Source organism: Sulfurimonas limnophila, from assembly GCF_059705345.1.
The window spans coordinates 1,833,437-1,850,361 of record NZ_AP046127.1; the positions used below are offsets into that span (position 1 = coordinate 1,833,437).

At 35.5% G+C, this 16,925-nt stretch carries 22 protein-coding genes; 4 read left to right on the forward strand and 18 right to left on the reverse strand.

All coding sequences use genetic code 11. The features are described 5' to 3' along the window. Window positions 1-19 precede the first annotated feature (19 nt). From AC6H33_RS09290 to AC6H33_RS09310, 5 genes are all read right to left on the reverse strand, one after another. Window positions 20-682 carry a response regulator transcription factor gene (locus tag AC6H33_RS09290; protein WP_497604603.1) on the reverse strand — a complete coding sequence of 221 codons (663 nt, stop codon included), beginning with the start codon at window positions 680-682 and terminating at the stop codon, window positions 20-22. A gap of 55 nt (window positions 683-737) precedes the next feature. Continuing rightward, window positions 738-1,253 (reverse strand): ferritin-like domain-containing protein, encoded by a 516-nt coding sequence (locus tag AC6H33_RS09295; RefSeq protein ID WP_497604604.1) that lies wholly within the window; start codon window positions 1,251-1,253, stop codon window positions 738-740. Window positions 1,254-1,317: 64 nt separating this feature from the next. After that, a complete protein-coding gene (feoB, locus tag AC6H33_RS09300) occupies window positions 1,318-3,453 on the reverse strand; it encodes a ferrous iron transport protein B (RefSeq protein ID WP_497604605.1) in 2,136 nt (711 codons plus the stop codon). After that, complete coding sequence (locus tag AC6H33_RS09305) at window positions 3,443-3,679, reverse strand: FeoA family protein (protein ID WP_497604606.1); 237 nt, start codon at window positions 3,677-3,679, stop codon at window positions 3,443-3,445. The genes feoB and AC6H33_RS09305 overlap by 11 nt, the downstream gene beginning before the upstream one ends. Before the next feature lie 141 nt (window positions 3,680-3,820). Continuing rightward, window positions 3,821-5,137: a hypothetical protein gene (locus AC6H33_RS09310; protein WP_497604607.1), complete on the reverse strand. Its 1,317-nt coding sequence runs from the start codon at window positions 5,135-5,137 to the stop codon at window positions 3,821-3,823. A 159-nt stretch (window positions 5,138-5,296) separates the two neighbouring features. Here AC6H33_RS09310 and AC6H33_RS09315 point away from each other — a divergent pair, with 159 nt between their 5' ends. Next, a complete protein-coding gene (locus AC6H33_RS09315; RefSeq protein WP_497604608.1) occupies window positions 5,297-5,854 on the forward strand; it encodes a CDP-alcohol phosphatidyltransferase family protein in 558 nt (185 codons plus the stop codon). Window positions 5,855-5,867: 13 nt separating this feature from the next. Here the strand turns inward: AC6H33_RS09315 and AC6H33_RS09320 are convergent, their stop codons facing one another. The 3 genes from AC6H33_RS09320 to AC6H33_RS09330 are packed head-to-tail and all read right to left on the reverse strand — an operon-like array spanning window position 5,868 to window position 7,082. Then, window positions 5,868-6,491 (reverse strand): ferredoxin-thioredoxin reductase catalytic domain-containing protein, encoded by a 624-nt coding sequence (locus AC6H33_RS09320; RefSeq protein ID WP_497604609.1) that lies wholly within the window; start codon window positions 6,489-6,491, stop codon window positions 5,868-5,870. 13 nt (window positions 6,492-6,504) lie between these two features. Then, window positions 6,505-6,888 carry a DoxX family protein gene (locus AC6H33_RS09325; RefSeq protein WP_497604610.1) on the reverse strand — a complete coding sequence of 128 codons (384 nt, stop codon included), beginning with the start codon at window positions 6,886-6,888 and terminating at the stop codon, window positions 6,505-6,507. Continuing rightward, window positions 6,885-7,082 (reverse strand): hypothetical protein, encoded by a 198-nt coding sequence (locus tag AC6H33_RS09330; protein ID WP_497604611.1) that lies wholly within the window; start codon window positions 7,080-7,082, stop codon window positions 6,885-6,887. Before AC6H33_RS09330 ends, AC6H33_RS09325 begins: the two co-directional genes overlap by 4 nt. A 245-nt stretch (window positions 7,083-7,327) precedes the next feature. On the opposite strand from AC6H33_RS09330, the gene AC6H33_RS09335 reads away from it, so the two are divergent. Continuing rightward, window positions 7,328-8,950 carry a DEAD/DEAH box helicase gene (locus tag AC6H33_RS09335; RefSeq protein ID WP_497604612.1) on the forward strand — a complete coding sequence of 541 codons (1,623 nt, stop codon included), beginning with the start codon at window positions 7,328-7,330 and terminating at the stop codon, window positions 8,948-8,950. Between the two features lie 49 nt (window positions 8,951-8,999). Here the strand turns inward: AC6H33_RS09335 and AC6H33_RS09340 are convergent, their stop codons facing one another. Continuing rightward, a complete protein-coding gene (locus AC6H33_RS09340; protein ID WP_497604613.1) occupies window positions 9,000-9,302 on the reverse strand; it encodes a monooxygenase in 303 nt (100 codons plus the stop codon). A gap of 103 nt (window positions 9,303-9,405) precedes the next feature. Between AC6H33_RS09340 and AC6H33_RS09345 the strand changes: the two genes are divergently transcribed. Beyond that, on the forward strand, window positions 9,406-9,771 hold the full coding sequence (locus AC6H33_RS09345; RefSeq protein WP_497604614.1) for an HIT family protein: 366 nt from the start codon (window positions 9,406-9,408) through the stop codon (window positions 9,769-9,771). A 169-nt stretch (window positions 9,772-9,940) separates the two neighbouring features. Here AC6H33_RS09345 and AC6H33_RS09350 read toward each other — a convergent pair whose 3' ends face one another. From AC6H33_RS09350 to metK, 7 genes are all read right to left on the reverse strand, one after another. Next, window positions 9,941-10,939 (reverse strand): beta-ketoacyl-ACP synthase III, encoded by a 999-nt coding sequence (locus AC6H33_RS09350; protein WP_497604615.1) that lies wholly within the window; start codon window positions 10,937-10,939, stop codon window positions 9,941-9,943. Next, window positions 10,939-11,937: a phosphate acyltransferase PlsX gene (gene plsX / locus AC6H33_RS09355; RefSeq protein WP_497604616.1), complete on the reverse strand. Its 999-nt coding sequence runs from the start codon at window positions 11,935-11,937 to the stop codon at window positions 10,939-10,941. Before plsX ends, AC6H33_RS09350 begins: the two co-directional genes overlap by 1 nt. A 3-nt stretch (window positions 11,938-11,940) precedes the next feature. Beyond that, the gene (gene rpmF / locus AC6H33_RS09360; protein ID WP_008335740.1) at window positions 11,941-12,090 is read right to left on the reverse strand and encodes a 50S ribosomal protein L32; all 150 of its coding nucleotides are present in this window, start codon (window positions 12,088-12,090) and stop codon (window positions 11,941-11,943) included. Between the two features lie 22 nt (window positions 12,091-12,112). Further along, window positions 12,113-12,493 (reverse strand): hypothetical protein, encoded by a 381-nt coding sequence (locus tag AC6H33_RS09365; protein WP_497604617.1) that lies wholly within the window; start codon window positions 12,491-12,493, stop codon window positions 12,113-12,115. Window positions 12,494-12,503: 10 nt separating this feature from the next. Further along, window positions 12,504-12,917: a nucleoside-diphosphate kinase gene (gene ndk, locus AC6H33_RS09370; protein ID WP_497604618.1), complete on the reverse strand. Its 414-nt coding sequence runs from the start codon at window positions 12,915-12,917 to the stop codon at window positions 12,504-12,506. 139 nt (window positions 12,918-13,056) lie between these two features. Continuing rightward, entirely contained in the window at window positions 13,057-13,341 is a 285-nt protein-coding gene (locus tag AC6H33_RS09375; protein WP_497604619.1) for a 4Fe-4S dicluster domain-containing protein, read from the reverse strand. 132 nt (window positions 13,342-13,473) lie between these two features. Then, window positions 13,474-14,652 carry a methionine adenosyltransferase gene (gene metK, locus AC6H33_RS09380; RefSeq protein WP_497604620.1) on the reverse strand — a complete coding sequence of 393 codons (1,179 nt, stop codon included), beginning with the start codon at window positions 14,650-14,652 and terminating at the stop codon, window positions 13,474-13,476. 184 nt (window positions 14,653-14,836) lie between these two features. Here metK and AC6H33_RS09385 point away from each other — a divergent pair, with 184 nt between their 5' ends. After that, window positions 14,837-15,433: a peroxiredoxin gene (locus AC6H33_RS09385; protein ID WP_497604621.1), complete on the forward strand. Its 597-nt coding sequence runs from the start codon at window positions 14,837-14,839 to the stop codon at window positions 15,431-15,433. Between the two features lie 44 nt (window positions 15,434-15,477). Here the strand turns inward: AC6H33_RS09385 and AC6H33_RS09390 are convergent, their stop codons facing one another. Both AC6H33_RS09390 and AC6H33_RS09395 read right to left on the reverse strand, forming a co-directional pair. Then, a complete protein-coding gene (locus AC6H33_RS09390) occupies window positions 15,478-15,615 on the reverse strand; it encodes a hypothetical protein (RefSeq protein WP_497604622.1) in 138 nt (45 codons plus the stop codon). A 32-nt stretch (window positions 15,616-15,647) separates the two neighbouring features. Continuing rightward, window positions 15,648-16,916 carry an ATP-dependent DNA helicase gene (locus AC6H33_RS09395; protein ID WP_497604623.1) on the reverse strand — a complete coding sequence of 423 codons (1,269 nt, stop codon included), beginning with the start codon at window positions 16,914-16,916 and terminating at the stop codon, window positions 15,648-15,650. Window positions 16,917-16,925 lie beyond the last annotated feature (9 nt).

A 16,925-nucleotide genomic window follows, 5' to 3' on the forward strand; every position in this document is an offset into this window, starting at 1 on the left:
TCTCCTAAAACAATGAGAACTATTTAAGAAGTTTATATCCAACGCCTCTAACAGATTCGATTAGAGATTTATCTCCAAGTTTATTTCTTATTCTACCAACCATAACATCTATACTTTTGTTTGAAGAGTCTTCATTTATAGCATTTACGTTATGTATCAAATCCTCTCTTGAAACTACCAAGCCTTGCTTCGCAATCATATATGAGAGTATGCCAAACTCAGCATTTGTGAGGTCAATATTTCTTCCGCGATATGTAATCATCATTGAAGATGTATCACACTTAAAGTCGCTCTTTGACTCCTCTTTTTGTTGTGATTTTGCTTCATAACGTCTTAATACCGAGTGGATTCTAGCCTCTAATTCTCTAGGGTCATAAGGCTTTGGAATATAATCATCTGCTCCAAGTTCAAGAGCTTTTACTTTGTCTGTTACGTCACTTCTAGCTGAGGAGATAATTATAGGGATATCTTGACGTTCACGAATCGCTTCACAAACCTCCAAACCATCCATGCCAGGAAGAGTTAAATCCAAGATTACCAAATCAAATGGCTCCAACTTCAATATACTAACCGCCTTAAAAGGGTCATCTTCTGTGATAACCTCAAATCCAAACTGCTGTAGGTACTCTGTAAGAATCTCAGCAAGTTCTAAATCATCTTCAATCATTAATATTTTTTTCATAGGGGAATCTTAACAGACATCAAATAATAAGTAGTTAATGGTTTTAATTTCATCATCAGCTAAGAGATTTCTTCAAATCTGCTACAAACTCCGTAATATCATCATGAAGTGCTTGTAAATCCTCTTCATGCTCAACTTCATCTGCCAATATTTGAGAGACGATATCATATGTCACTATATCTTTATCTCTTGTCATATCAACAAGTTTTGAGTAAACAGAAATGGCACACTGTTCGCCTTTTATAGAGTCTTCTAATATTTTTACAACATCAAATTCTCGTGGCTCTTCATAGCCACAGCTTGTATGTGTAAACCAATCTTTTGGATTAAGAAGCGGTGTGCCTCCTAATTGTAAAATTCTATCTGCTATCATAGTAGCATGTCTTAGTTCATCTGCTGCATGTTGATTTAACTCAACTATTGCAGCATCTTTCATAATTCCTTTTATAACTTTTGCTTCTATAAAGTATTGGTAATGAGCCAACCACTCATCAGCGTATGCTTTGTTTAAAACAGTGATAATCTCACTAATTTCTAAACCTTTTATAATTGAATTTCCAAACTTAGCCATGACAAACTCCTCAAAATAATATCTATCGTTACTAGTATAGTTCTTTAACTCTTAAATAGTAATTTTACTCCAAGAGCTTAGCTATATTGTAAGCTATAAAAGCCAATGAATACGCTGCGATTGATGTAAACGTCAAAAGATAAAAGAAGTATTTTATACTTCCAGCTTCACGAGTAAAGACTACTGAAGCAGCCAAACACGGCAGGTAAATCATAACAACAACGATAAAAGCAACAGCAGATGCAAAGGGGATATTTTTTGAAATCGTCTCTTTTAAAGATATATTCTCCTCATCTACTTCATTTCCCAAAGAGTATAAAACACCAAGGGTTGATACTACAACTTCTTTTGCTGCAAGTCCTGTTTGAAGTGCAACGCTCATTTTCCAGTCAAAACCAAGCGGTGCAAACAGAGGCTCTGAAAATCTACCTATTTGCCCAAGATAGCTCTGCTTGAGATGTTCTTCTGCAAGAGTGTTTTCAAGAACTCTTTTTTCATCTTCGCTTGAGGCACTCTCTATTTTTGCATCAAAACTCTCTTTTAGCTCTAAGTTATGTGGATAGTTGCTAAAGAACCAGATAAGAATAGAAGCCGCCGCTATAAATGTACCAGCTTTTTTTAGATACATCAAAGTTTTTGTAACAACGGTATGCCAAATAAGCTTTACAGATGGAAGTCTATACTTTGGCATCTCCATAACAAATGGCTCATCTACGCCCTTAAATGCTGTAAGTTTTAAAATCTTAGCAGCAATCAAACCGATTGTCGCTCCAGTTATATAGATAGCAAATAAGATATTTCCAGCCATACTTTCAGAAAAAAACGCACCTGCAAAAAGTACATATACAGGCAGTCTAGCCCCACAACTCATAAAGCCTATAATAAAAAGAGTAAGAAGTCTGTCTCTGTCGTTTTTTAATATTCTAGCTGACATATAAGCGGGAATTGAGCATCCAAAACCTGTAACTAGCGGGATAAAAGATTGTCCATGAAGCCCAAATTTATGAAAAAACCCATCAAGTAAAAATGCAACTCTTGACATATATCCCGTACTCTCCAAGAGTGCTATTCCAACAAAGAGTATCGCAATATTTGGAACAAAAAGCACAACAGCGCCAACTCCAGCTATAACTCCATCAACAACCAAAGAACGTATATCATCATTTGCAATTGTTGCGCCAACAGTATCTCCTAACCATGAGAAAAAGGCATCTATCCAATCCATAGGAATAGAGCCTATCTCAAAAGTCAACTGAAAAAGAGACCACATAAAAAATAGAAATATAGGAATACCAAAAATATTATGTATTAAAACAGAGTCTATCTTGTCTGTTATTGTTCTCTTATCTATCTCTCTGTTCTGCTTTAAAACTTCATGAACCACTCCTCTGTTAAAAGCGGCGTACTCTGATGCAAAAGCCTCTTTTATATCATCGCTGTCATGGTGCAATTCTATATGTTTTAAAGCATCAATAACGAGTAGTTGTAATTCCGTCCAAATAGGGTCATCATGCAGTTTTGCATAAGTTTTTTTCTCCCCTTTTAATATGTTTATAGCGATATTTCTATAAGAGTTTTCATCTTTGTATCTATGTTTTATAAAGCTCTCTACAATTAAAGCTATCTCCTCTTCAACTGCTTCGCTAAAGAGAAGTTTATTTATAGCATCCTCCTCTTCAAACTCTTTTACAAGCGCTTTTATAAGCGTCTCTATCCCAAATTTTGTAGCAGCAGACACCTTGACGCAAGGGATACCAAGAATCAAAGACATCTGCTCGTTATCTATATCTATGCCCTCTTTCTGGGCTTCATCGCTCATATTTAAAGCGATAACCATTTTTTTGCCTATACTCATAAGCTCAGTTGTTAATTGTAAATTCTTCTCCAAATTTGTTGAATCTACTACGTTTATAATCAAATCATAATGTTGGCTGTAAAGATACTCAGTTGTAACTCTCTCCTCGATTGAGTAATCATTAAGAGCATATGTTCCTGGTAAATCTACAACTGTAAAGTGGTAATCTTTATAGTCAAAAAGCACTTCACTCTTCTCAACCGTAACGCCCGTAAAATTTCCAACATGAAGATGGGCATTTGAGATAGAGCTTATAAGCATACTCTTGCCGACATTTGGCTGACCAACAAGTGCTACTTTTATATGTTTGGCCGTTATAGGACAACTCTTTGTGCTACTCTTCATATTTTTCAACCTCGATTAAATCTGCTTCTCTTGCTCTTAGAGCCAACCGTGTCTTACCTACTTTTATCTCAAGAGTGCTTTTTGCAGGAGCATACTCCAAAACTTCTATAACTGTATCTTTCATAACCCCAAAGGAGATTAGACGCTGTTTTAACTCTGCTGTTGCATTTAGCTTTGTAACTTTTACAATACAAGCTTTTTTACAATCACTTAATTTTTTTTTCATTTTTGCATCTCTACTATCTTATAATTTTTTTAAAACTCATCTAAAATGCAAAACTAAGAGTAATCAATTTTGCCACACAATAAAATCAATAATTTTACAAACACATAATGATAATAAATATCATGTTAAACAGTGGTTAAATTAAAAATTATATGCAACCATAGCTCTTAAATTTTCCCAATCTCCGCCATTGCTACCGCTATCTTCTTTGTCGTTATCTTTAACATATATGGCTGCAATAGTTAAATTTTCATTTGGAGTATACTCAAAACCTAAATTTTGCTCTACTATATGCTCTTTTGCTCCTAAAGAATCTGCTTGTGCATTAAAATCTCCATACGCATACATAAAACCAAAATCACCAATTTTATAAGTAACTCCTGTAACGATAGCTTGAGCATCTCTGTCTGTGGTTATGGCGTCAATAATCATAGAGTCCATGTTTGTGTACAACGCCCCTCCTCCAAAGCCAGAAAAGCTACTTTTTCCTACCTGCTTTTTAGATTTATTATATGCAACAGACAAAGCAAAATCTTCAAACATAACTAACTCTGCCATTGCACCGTAAATAGAGGAGTCTATACCGCTGTTGTCTGATTCGCTCTGATTTATATATTGTGCACTTGTATGAAGCGCATAGTTTTCTGATAAAGCCAGATGCAAAGAGAGATCTGCATACACCGACGAGTTTGCAACATTTCCTGTTGCACTGTTAGGGTTATTATCTTTAGATATATCGTAATACCATAAACTTGTATCTATAAAGTCAGTGGAGTATGATGTTCCAGCAAAATATGTCCCATCTTCACCAGTATCAGACCATGGATTTTCAGGAGATAAACCAGCATCTGTTCCTTGCCATTTTGTGAGCAAACCACCCATTAGTTTTAATCCTTCAATCTCATAAGTTGCTATATATGCTTCAAATGTATTTAAAATCATTCTAATGTCATCGCTATCAGCCAAAGGCGTATCTATATGTTGACGACCTGCACGTAGATTTAATCCCCCATTTTTATAGTTTACATAAGCTTGAGAGAGCTCTGTATAATTACCCTTCCGTGAAGATATTTCACTATTTTGTTCTGTGTCATCTCCTGTTGCAAAATTTATATCATTTGCCGTTGTAACTTCTATGGCAGCGTTAAATCCTTTATACTCTGCTAGTTCATACTTCAACTGTCCCCCGATTGCAGTTGCATATTGGTTGTTTCCTACACTATTGTTATAACCTGAGTATAGAACTCTGAGTTGTCCCATAACCGTAGCATCTTCAAAAATATGTTTGATTTGCTCAACTCCAATTACCTCTTTGTCTTTAGGTTTTGCAACTTCATCAATTATATCTCTAACAGAGTGTTCTCTCTCTTTAACCGCTTGTGTTGCCTCTTGAGTTGCATACAGGTTAGCATTAAATATTAAAATGGCAAGAGAAGCACTTATAACTATTTTTTTCATAATAAATTACCTTTTATCAAGTTTATTTATAAAATGATAATTAATATCAACTTATACAGAACTTAATCTTGATATTAATTATCGTTTTCTCTCTTGTTAAAAACTTATTGTAAAATAAACTTTCCTCTTTTAGGTTATAATTTCAACAAAAAGATTATCATGAAATTCTTATACAATGCTTCTTCTCACTTCAATCTAGCGAACCTATTTACTTTTGTAAATATAACAGCGGGGCTTTTAGCAACTTATTTTATTACCCAAAACAACTTCTTTTTAGCGATAATCTTGGCTTGGGTTGGCGGAGCTTTTGATATTTTTGATGGAAAAATTGCAAGAAAATATAAACTATCAAACGAATTTGGCATACAACTAGATAGTTTTGCTGACTTTTTAAGCTTTGTACTTGTTCCTGTTTTTCTTATTTTTCAAGCTATATATGCGACCTCTTTATCTGGTATAGAGCTGTTTTTTGCTGCAATTATAAGCATATACTATGTTATATCTGGACTCAGAAGACTTATCCAGTTTAACATTAACGCAGATGTAGGAGAGGTAAGCAACTACTTTACTGGGGTTCCAACACCACTTGGTGCGATTTTACTCTGGCTTGTCTATTTGGCTTCTACATACGGATTTTTGCCTGATGTTGGAGTTTTAGTTTTGATGGTGATTATAGGGTGGAGCTTAAACTCTAAGATAAAAGTTCCACATCCATAAACTAGTTACAAACTTATTTTCTAAAGTCTAATACTACTTCAAAGCTACCATCTTTATCTACACTGTTTAGTTTTAGACCTCGATACTTAGCTATTTTTTCTAAGTTTTTAACCTCTTGCTCATACTCTACTATAACTGTTAGTGTCTCACCCTTGTACCCATTTAGTGTTGACTTAACCTGATGCATCATATCTGGGATAGGCAGAGCACGACGTGGGTCTAGCGGCATTCCTCGAGTATCAAGAACACCTTCTTTAAGATTTTTTGGCACTTGATATTCGGCCATAAGACGTTTTGAAGATGCTTTCCAATCCTCTTTACTCAAGTCAACAGGACCAAAAAGTGCACAATGACAAGTTCCATACTCAGCAATCTCATCATCAATAAATTTACAAGGACACATCATCTTTTTATTTAACTTTTCATCAGCAGAAGGCTCAAAACAAGGGCAATAACGTTTACCAAAAGTCGCTTCCATCTCGCAAAGATTACTTTTAAGATTAGTTAGCATCATCCAGCTCGGGTTAAGTGCATAGTTTTTCTGCTTAGCGTACTTTTCTAGCCATTCTTGCTGCTTTTTCGCACTTTGTTTGTATTTAAAAAAGTCTTTGAAAAAACCAATCATCATATTTATCATCTTTATTCCTTATCTATTTCGCATTAAGTGCGTACTTGCCACTTCCAAGTATAAAAATAACTATCGACATTACCAGATACAAAAATGGTAACTCAAAAACAGGTGCGCCATGTTTGCCTAGAGAAAAAATAGCTCCTCCATACGCTAAAAAGATAGCGACAGCCATATTTAAAGCAACAACAGCAGATGCAACTCTTGCGTATGCTCCAATGATGATAAAGATTGGCATAACAATCTCACCGATATAAATGCCATAAGCGAAAAACTCTGGCAATCCAGCACTGACAACAAGATGCTTAATTCCGCCTATCCCATTAATGATTTTATCTAGCCCATGAAAAAGTATCATAATTCCGACACTAAGCCTTAGCAGTAATTTTGCAAGATCATTACTCATTTTATCTCCTTAGCTTCTCTAAATCTGCAACTTCCAACCAAGATAACCTTACCATTTTTTATAGCCTCTTTTATATAGATAAGCGTTCCCTCTGGGTCAGCGTCTCCTACCTCTTGTGCTATCATCTTTAATAAATCACTCTCCGATGTAACTCTATATGTTTTTTCATAGCTATACTGTGTCTCTATCTTCATTTTTATCTCTTTTTATATATCTTTACTCTTTTAAAACTCTATAATAATAGCAAAAAAATAAAATATAAAGTAATAAAAATAGCTACAGCTACCCTATCTACACAATATCAACTTAAACAATTATAAATATTATTTATTTTAACTAAAAAGAGAATATATTTGGGTATAATTCGCCAAATACATTAGGGGAAGGTGCCATGTCATTAATGACATGCTTGTATCATCTCCTATCTTAAAGGAAAATGATGCAAGAAAATGCACAAACACAGACAGAAGAAAAGTTGATCACATTTGATGATTTAGGTTTAAAAAAAGAGATACTAAGAAGTGTCAAAGATGCTGGTTTTACGGTTCCAAGTCCTATTCAAGCAGCGGCAATCCCGTTTATATTAGCTGGACGTGACATAGTTGGTCAGGCACACACAGGAACAGGTAAAACAGCAGCGTTTGGTCTTCCAGCACTTAACAATATCAACCCAAATGATGGTGTTGGCTTACTAGTTATCACTCCAACTAGAGAGTTAGCAACACAAGTAAGTGATGAGCTTTTCAAATACGGCAGAAACATAGGCGCTAGAACTGTTACTGTTTATGGCGGAAGCTCTTATAATAGACAAATTGATTTAATCCAAAGAGGAGCAAGCGTTGTTGTTGCAACTCCAGGAAGACTCTTAGATTTACTTAAGAAAAACCTCTTAAAAGATTTTGCTCCTAGCATTGTTGTTCTTGATGAAGCTGATGAGATGCTGGATATGGGCTTTTTAGATGATATTAATGAGATCTTCTCATACTTACCATCAAATCGTCAAACACTTCTTTTCTCAGCTACTATGCCAAAACCAATCAAACTTCTTGCAGAGAGAATCCTTGACAATCCAGAATTTATAAGTATTACAAAAGGCGAAACTACAAATACTGACATTAATCAAGAGTATTATGTAATAGAAGAGTCTGAGAGAGATGACGCAATTATTCGTTTGATGGACGCTGAAGCTTGTAAAAAAGCTATTGTTTTTTGTAGAACAAAAAGCGAAGTTGATAGACTATCAAATGTTTTATCAAGTGCAGGATACCTATCAAATGGTCTTCATGGAGATATGGAACAGCGCCAACGTGAAACCGTAATTAAAGGTTTTAAAAACAATGGTGTTAAAGTTCTAGTTGCAACAGACGTTGCAGCTCGTGGTATTCATGTTGATAATATTTCACACGTATTTAACTACCACATCCCTTTTGACCCTGAATCTTATGTACACAGAATCGGAAGAACTGGACGTGCTGGAACTAAAGGTAAAGCTATCACACTTTTAACTCCTCTTGAATTTAAAGAACTTCAACGTATCAAACTAAAAGTTGGAACTACAATGACTCATGCTTTTGTTCCAAGTAAAAATGATTTACGTGCAATCAACTTAAAAACAATAGTTACGACTATTGAAGAACAACATATCTATGATGAAGCGCACCAAATTCTTGATATGTTAAAAGAAGATATTGATGAGGCAACTATCATGTTTAAACTTGTTTCAATGATATTAGACAAACAGACAATTCAAGGTCCAAACAGCATTGGAATACCTGCTGATAAATTAGCTGCTATCTTAGAGCGTGCAGATAAAAGAAGAGATTCTAAAGGTGGACGTGGCGGATTCCGTGGAAACAGAAGCTCTCGTCCAAGTGGCGATAGAAACCGTTCTGGAAGTTCAGATAGACCTAGAACAGGAAGTAGCGACAGACCTCGTTCAAGCGAAGGCGGAGACAGAAGTTCTCGCCCAAGTGGCACTGGTGGTGGCTACCGTGGTACTCCAAGCACAGGCGATAGAAGCCGTCCAAGCGGCGATAGAAATCGTAGCAGAAGCAGAGACTAAAAACTACTAAAAAACCCGATTTATTTCGGGTTTTTCTACAATTCAATGATTAAAAAATCGGAGCCTTTGTAATCTTTGAGAGAGCTTCATTTACTTCAAAAACCTTTGACCTAATATCTCTTATACCAAAACTTTGAAGCCTTGTAGTATGCATCTTAAGATATGTCTCTAGTGATAATAAATCTTCAAACAGATATATTCCGCCTGTCTCTTTTGTATCTTCATTTTCTGTCCATATTTTAAATATCAACCCTTTTTCTTTACTAATTGAGCTTGCCAAATCAGCAAATGCCTCAACCATCTCTTTACCAACTACTCCATTATATGGAAAATCTATCTGTAAAAGTAGCACTCTAAATCCTTTAAATGTAATAGTAAATAATAGCCTCTTTATATAGATATAATCCAAACAGTAGCAGAATAAATAGGATATAATTTATAAAAAAAGAGAAAAAATGATTATTTATGAAGATGATGAACTATATATAGAAAATGAAAAAAGTGAAATTCCATGGCTAAAAATTTTTACAAAAGAGCCATATAGAGAGTTAGGGGATGTTCCAAAAAGCTTAAGAGTTAGACTTTGGGAGATGTATGACCTAGTTGAAGATGAGATGAAAAAATACTATAACCCTAAAAAGATAAATATGGCATCTTTTGCAAATATGCTTCCTCGTGTTCATCTACATGTAATGGCAAGATTTGAAGAAGATAGCTACTTTCCAAACCCGATGTGGGGAGAGAAACTTAGAGTTGCAAAACTAAATCTTCCAGATGAAGAGGAATTTTTTAAAAGAGTTAAAAAAGCTTTAGAAAATTAGTATATTTGAATTGGAGCAAGAAGTTTTTTTCACTATTAAAATTCTCAATTTTGTCATAGTTCGAGGCGGAGTTTGATTTTATTGAGGAGCATACTCTAGTATGTGAGTGAAAAGAAAACCAAACTTCAACGAAGAAATCTGGCAAAAGTGTTATTTTAATTTTGAAAAATTATTTTAATGGGCTAAAAGGGACCAAAGCACTTCCCCATGTTAATCCTCCGCCAAAAGCATCAAGAAGCATAAGCTCTCCTGCATTTAACTTTCCACTTTCATATATATCATTTATCGCCATCGGAATTGAAGCGCCAGAAGTGTTTCCATATTTTTCAACTGTTAAAACAACCTGCTCTTCTTTTAGTTTTAGTGCATCACCAACAGCTTTTATAATTCTAAGATTAGCTTGATGTGGTACAAAATGTTTAATCTCAGAACTATCTATATTGTTATCTTGAAGTATCTCAACAACATCTTTAGTTAGAGTTTTAACAGCAACTTTAAAAGTCTCATTACCCTTCATCTGCATAAAACAGCTTTTAGCTTCTTGATCTAGCGTATCGTGCATAGATCCACTTCCACCATTTGGAGTCATAAGCAAATCTGCAAACGTTCCATCAGCTCCAGTATGAACATCTATAATAGCTTCAGTTTTATTGTCAGTTGCGCTTATTAAAGCTGCTCCAGCACCATCACCAAATAGTATACATGTGCCTCTATCTGTATAATCTGTTATAGAAGAGAGTTTTTCAGCACCTATTATCAGAACATTTTTTTTCATCCCAGATTCAATAAATGCTTTTGCAATTGATAGCACATAAACAAACCCTGTACATGCAGCAGAAATATCGAATGCTGTGACATTTCCAAGACCAAGTTTTGTGCTTATTATAGTTGCAGTTGATGGCATACAAAAATAATCTGGTGAGATAGTAGCACAGATTATCATATCAATCTTACTCTTATCTATACCACTTCTCTGGATAGCTATCTCTGCTGCTTTTGTACCCATATCGCTTGTAAACTCATTCTCAGCCGCAATATGTCTCTCTTTTATGCCAGTTCTTTTGGTAATCCACTCATCAGTAGTATCTACCATTTTTGATAAATCTTCGTTTGACAAAATTTTACTAGGAACGTACGCGCCAATTGAGCGAAATGCAGCATATGCCATTAATCTTCCTTATTTTTTAACACTTCAAGTCTTTGAATAATGTGCTCATTTACACCTGTATCAACATATCTTATTGCTTGAAAAATTGCATTTTTAATAGCTTTTGGATTACTTTTTCCATGACTAACAATTGCGCATCCCTGAATACCAATCAGTGGAGCACCGCCAATTTCGGCGTAATCCATCTGTTTTTTCAAGAGAACAAACACTTTTCTCATTAAAAGTGCTCCCGTGATAGCTATTGGTGATTTTCTAATATAATCTTTTATAAGTCCAGTAATTGTTGATGCAACACCCTCAGAAGCTTTTAGTACTAAGTTTCCAACAAAACCATCACACACAATCACATCACAGCTCGCATTAAAAATATCGCTTCCTTCTACATTTCCTTTGAAACCTTTATAGCCTTCAAGGAGTTTGAATGTAGCTTTAGTAAGTTCATTTCCTTTGCTTTTTTCTTCACCGTTTGCCAAAAGACCGATTGATGGTGTTTCAATCTTTAACATATCTTCAGCATAACAGCCACCCATAACTGCAAACTGCATTAAGTGTTCAGCTTTTGAATCAACATTTGCACCTACATCAAGGATTACTGATTTACGAGAACTTCTTGTTGGCATAAGCGCTACAAGAGCTGGTCTTAAAACACCTTTTAAGCGACCTAGTCTAAGAGTAGCCAAAGTCATAGTTGCACCACTGTGTCCAGCTGATACAACTCCGTGCGCCTCTCCATTTTTTACAAGCTCAATAGCTTTATAGATAGAGCTTTCACTTCTTTTTAGTGCGTCAGTAGCGGCATCATGCATAGAAATAACATCATCAGCTTCAACTATAGAAATCTTATCTCTATAACGCTTTGGTAACAGAGGTAAAATTTCTGATTTTTTACCTACAAGAATAGGAATGAAAAGTTTTTGTTTGAGAGCTTGTATACAACCGTCTATAATCGGCTTAGGACCGAAGTCCCCGCCCATTGCGTCAATAGCAATCTTTACCATTGACTATTTATACTCACCAGTTGTTGGGTTTATGTGGTGTGGAAGCTTATAAGTTCCATCTTTATCTTTAACTGGTTTAGCTAAAGTAATCTTATAGTGAGTTCTTCTCTTTGCTGAACGTGAATGAGAGACTCTTCTTTTTGGTACTGCCATAATATAATCCTTTCTATTTTATTTAAAACGCTTCTTCATCAGAAGCACTATTTTTCTTGCAATTTTCACAGCTTTTGTAATCACTTTTTATGAGTTCTATCTCCGAGTTTAAAAGCTCTTGTAAATCCAATGTTGAGTCTAATGACTCAACAACATCTAACAGCGCTTCTTCACTCTTTGTGTAGATTCCATCAGAGATATAAAACTCTATTTCTTCATCTACTTCTAGTTTAAACTCATCAGCGCAAACATCGCAATCTGCGTCAATTACCCCACTTAATTGTGCTTTGAGCAAAATTAATTTGTCGGCATCATACTGTAAGTAACCTTTAAAAGTTATTTCATCTGATTTAACTTCAAAATCAACAGGTGTTTTACCAACTTTTATAAGAGCTATTTTCAAAAATAGCTACTTAAGAAATTTCTCTCTCAGAGAAAAAGAATGCTATTTCAATAGCTGCATTTTCTAAAGAGTCACTTCCATGAACAGCGTTTGCATCTATATTTTCAGCAAAATCTGCACGAATTGTTCCAGCTTCAGCTTCTTTAGGGTTAGTAGCACCCATTAAGTTACGGTTTTTAATTAGTGCGCCTTCGCCTTCTAATACTGAAACAACTACTGGACCGCTAATCATAAAGTCAACTAAATCACCAAAGAAAGGTCTCTCAGAGTGAACAGCATAAAAAGCTTCTGCATCTGCGCGAGAAAGTTGTATCTTTCTTGTTGCTGCTATTTTAAGGCCATTACTCTCAAAACGGTCTAAAATCTTACCGATAACACCTTTTGCAACTGCGTCTGGCTTTATTATTGATAGTGTACGTTCCATCAAATCTCCTATAAATATATAAAATTAGGGTGGAATTGTACCCAAAAAAGAGTTGATTTTAAATTAAAAAGAGAAATTCATGATGAAGGTATATATAAAGAGGTGTCACAAAGCAAAAAAGCTTTGTGAATTTTAAAAACTATTCTACGATAGCCTTGCCGATTCCACGCATACTGTCTGTAATGTCTTCACGGTGTGCAGGACTTTCACCTATTGCATCCCATGTAATACATCCTTCAGTAGGACACGCAGTAGCACATGCTGGTTCATCATGATGACCAACACACTCTACACATTTATTAGCATATACGTAATAAATTTCTTCGCCAGTTGGATTATCATCCTCATCTACAATTGCTTCTACTGGACACTCATCAATACAAGCGCCGCAGTTAATACATGTATCACCAATAATTACTGCCATTAGGATTCTCCTATTATTAATTTCGTGGTAAGTTTAACAAAAGATTTTTAAAGATAGCTAAAAGATGCCCCATAAAAACGTAATAAAGCTAATTTGTTACACTTTGTGCTCTTAAGAAACTCACACTAAAAGTTAGTTTATTTTTAAATATTTTTTTATATCTTCAACTCTATTTGTTATCTCCCATGTAAAGCCCTCTTCTTCTCTTCCAAAGTGCCCATAAGCAGCTGTTCTTCTATATATTGGGCGTAATAAATCTAAAGATTCTATGATTCCTTTTGGTGTTAAATCAAAGAGCTCTTTCACGCAAGACTCTATCTTTTTCTCTTCAACTATCGCTGTGCCATGTGTGTCTACCATAATAGAAACAGGTGATGAGATACCTATCGCATAGGCTATTTGTATGGTAACTCTATCACACGCCCCAGCAGCTACTAGATTTTTTGCCACATGACGACATGCATATGCTGCGCTTCTATCGACTTTTGTTGGGTCTTTTCCTGAGAATGCGCCACCGCCATGGGGACAACTTCCGCCATAAGTATCAACTATGATTTTTCGCCCTGTCAAACCTGCGTCACCTTGAGGTCCGCCAATTACAAACTTTCCAGTTGGGTTAATATGGAAAACGGTTTTCTCGCTCATCAACTCAGCTGGAATAACATCTCTTATAACATCTCTTATAACATCTTCACGTATCTTCTCTTGTGATACTTCTGGCGCGTGTTGAGTTGATACAACTACTGCTTCGACACTTACTGGTTTGTCACCAATATACTTTACGCTTATTTGCGCTTTTCCATCTGGACGCAAATATGGAATGATGCCCTCTTTGCGAACCTCTGCTAAACGTCTGGTTAAACGGTGAGCCAAATATATCGGTAGAGGCATTAAAACATCTGTTTCACGACAAGCGTAACCAAACATAAGACCTTGATCACCTGCCCCTATCTCTCCGTCGGCTTGAGATACGCCTTGATTAATATCTGGAGATTGCTCTCCTATGCCATTTAACACAGCAGCTGAGCGATAGTCAAACCCATAAGTTGCATCTGTATACCCAATTTCTTGGACAACACGTCTAACAATCTCTTGCATTGGCGCATAAGCCGTTGTTTTTAGTTCGCCTGCAATTACACAAAAGCCATTTGATACCAGAGTTTCACACGCTACATGTGCACTAGGATCATGTTCAATAATATAATCCAAAATCGCATCGCTGATCTGATCTGCCATCTTATCAGGGTGCCCTTCTGTTACAGACTCTGAAGTAAAGATATACTCTTTTAAAGTTTTTGCTTCTTTTGTCATCGATTTTCCTTATTGAAATATGAAGTTTCTCTTCATAAATCAGCGAAAGTATAGCAAAAAAATTTATATAGAAAATTTCAAACTTTTATTCTCTCTTAAAGCTCTTTGCGACTAAAAAACATTGGATTTTGATTAATATACTTCTGTTAAAATTTTACAAATTAAATTAAACAAGGACATTATTATGTTAGTAACAAATCCAGCTCCAGAATTTAACGCAACAGCAGTTTTAGCAGACGGCTCAATCGTAGAAAACTTCAAACTATCTGAAAATCTTGGTAAAAAAGGTACAGTTCTATTTTTCTATCCACTAGACTTTACTTTTGTATGCCCATCTGAAATCATTGCGTTTTCTCATAGAATAGAAGAGTTTAAAAGCCGTGATGTAAATGTTATCGGTGTATCAGTTGATAGCCAATTTTCACACTTTGCATGGAGAGAAACACCAGTAAACAGCGGTGGTATTGGTCGTATCAAGTACCCACTAGTAGCAGATTTAACAAAACAAATTTCAAAAGACTATGATGTACTTTTTGGAGAAGCTGTTGCTCTTCGTGGCTCATTCTTGATTGATGGAAAAGGTGTTGTACGTCATGCTGTTATCAACGACCTTCCACTTGGAAGAAACATTGATGAGATGATTCGTATGGTTGACGCTATGCAGTTTACTGATGAGCATGGCGAAGTTTGTGCAGCAGGATGGCAAAAAGGTGATGAAGGTATGAAAGCTTCTACTGAGGGCGTTGCTGAGTACTTAGCAAAACACGAAAAAGATCTATAAATCTATCTTTATAAACTCTCACAATATAAGTGAGAGTTTAATCCCTACTCTTTATCTAAACTATTCATAGCTTTATCAGAAGCATTTTTTGCTCTATTGTAGTGATACTCATCTACTTTTTTTGCACATGCACTAAAGCCTATCGCTAAAATAACAGCCATAACAGTTATCACTCTGCTCATTTAAAATCTCCGCTTTATATCTATTTTTACGATTATAGCATAGTGCTATTTTTTACAAACCACATCGCTTTATCATTTACAAAAATAATATCTCTCCACTGTCTCTTTGGTGCGATTAGATTTAGTCGTTTTGGGTTTGAACTTCTTGAAATCGCTACATAGAACTGAGATGGTGCAAAAATTTCATTGCTCTGTATAACTAAATCCATGATAGACATACCTTGTGATTTGTGGATAGTTATGGCGTAAGAGAGCTTGATAGGAAATTGAAAGACGCTAAAGAGGCTCTCTTCTATACACTGAGGTTTTGCATCTATGGTTTTTTGAACCCAATGAGATTTACTCTGTGCAACTCGCTCTAATTTTATAACGACCAAATCACTTTTTTGCACATAAACATAGGTAGCGTCAATATTTACAACAACTCCGCGTTCTCCATTAAAGTAGTTCCATGAGTTTCTCGTAAAGAGCACTGGCACTCCTATCTTTATCTCTAATGCCCTCTCAATCCTTGCGTCATCCATAAAACGCTCTACATCCAAATCTTTAACACTCTTTATGTGCTTGATTATTTGAGCCTCTTTTGTATGAAGTTCACTATCTACAAAGGCTAACTGCGTTTTATTGTGCATTGCTGCGGAGTCATTTTTTGCAAATAAAAATGTAAATTCACTCAAATCCTCTGGCAGCGGTTTTATGTAGCTGTTTAGCTCGTTATGAACATCTTCATCCACATAACCCTCTCTAACTTTAGAGAGAAGCTCTATAAATTCCTTGTCATCAGTTCTATAAATATGCGTTAGTTCAACTATCTCAAAAGCAAATTTCTCCCAAACAGTGGACTGAAATGCAAAACGCACCTCTGTGTATCCACGAACTACTGGAGGGAGTTGTAAAAAATCGCCAACAACTAGAAGTGCGCCTCTAAAGTTGCCTTGTTCTAATCGCAAAGCTATCATCTCAAATAGAGTGTCACTTACCATAGAGACTTCATCTATAACAATCAAATCCATACTAGAGATGAGTTTTTGTACCTTTGCTTTTATCTCATACTTAGCGTTTTTTTGAAGCTCTTCTATATCTTTTGAGATTCCCAAGTCAAAAAAGCTATGCAGAGTTTGACCGCCTATAAGAGTAGCTGCCATGCCTGTTGAAGCTAGTTTTGCAACCTTTTTTGCCTCTTGCTCATAGTGTGTGATTATATTTTTAGTAAGTGTTGTTTTGCCAACACCTGCCCCGCCAGTTAGAAAAACTCTTCTTTTGGATTCTAATTTAGAGATAATGTCTTTTAAAAAATTCATAAAAAAATT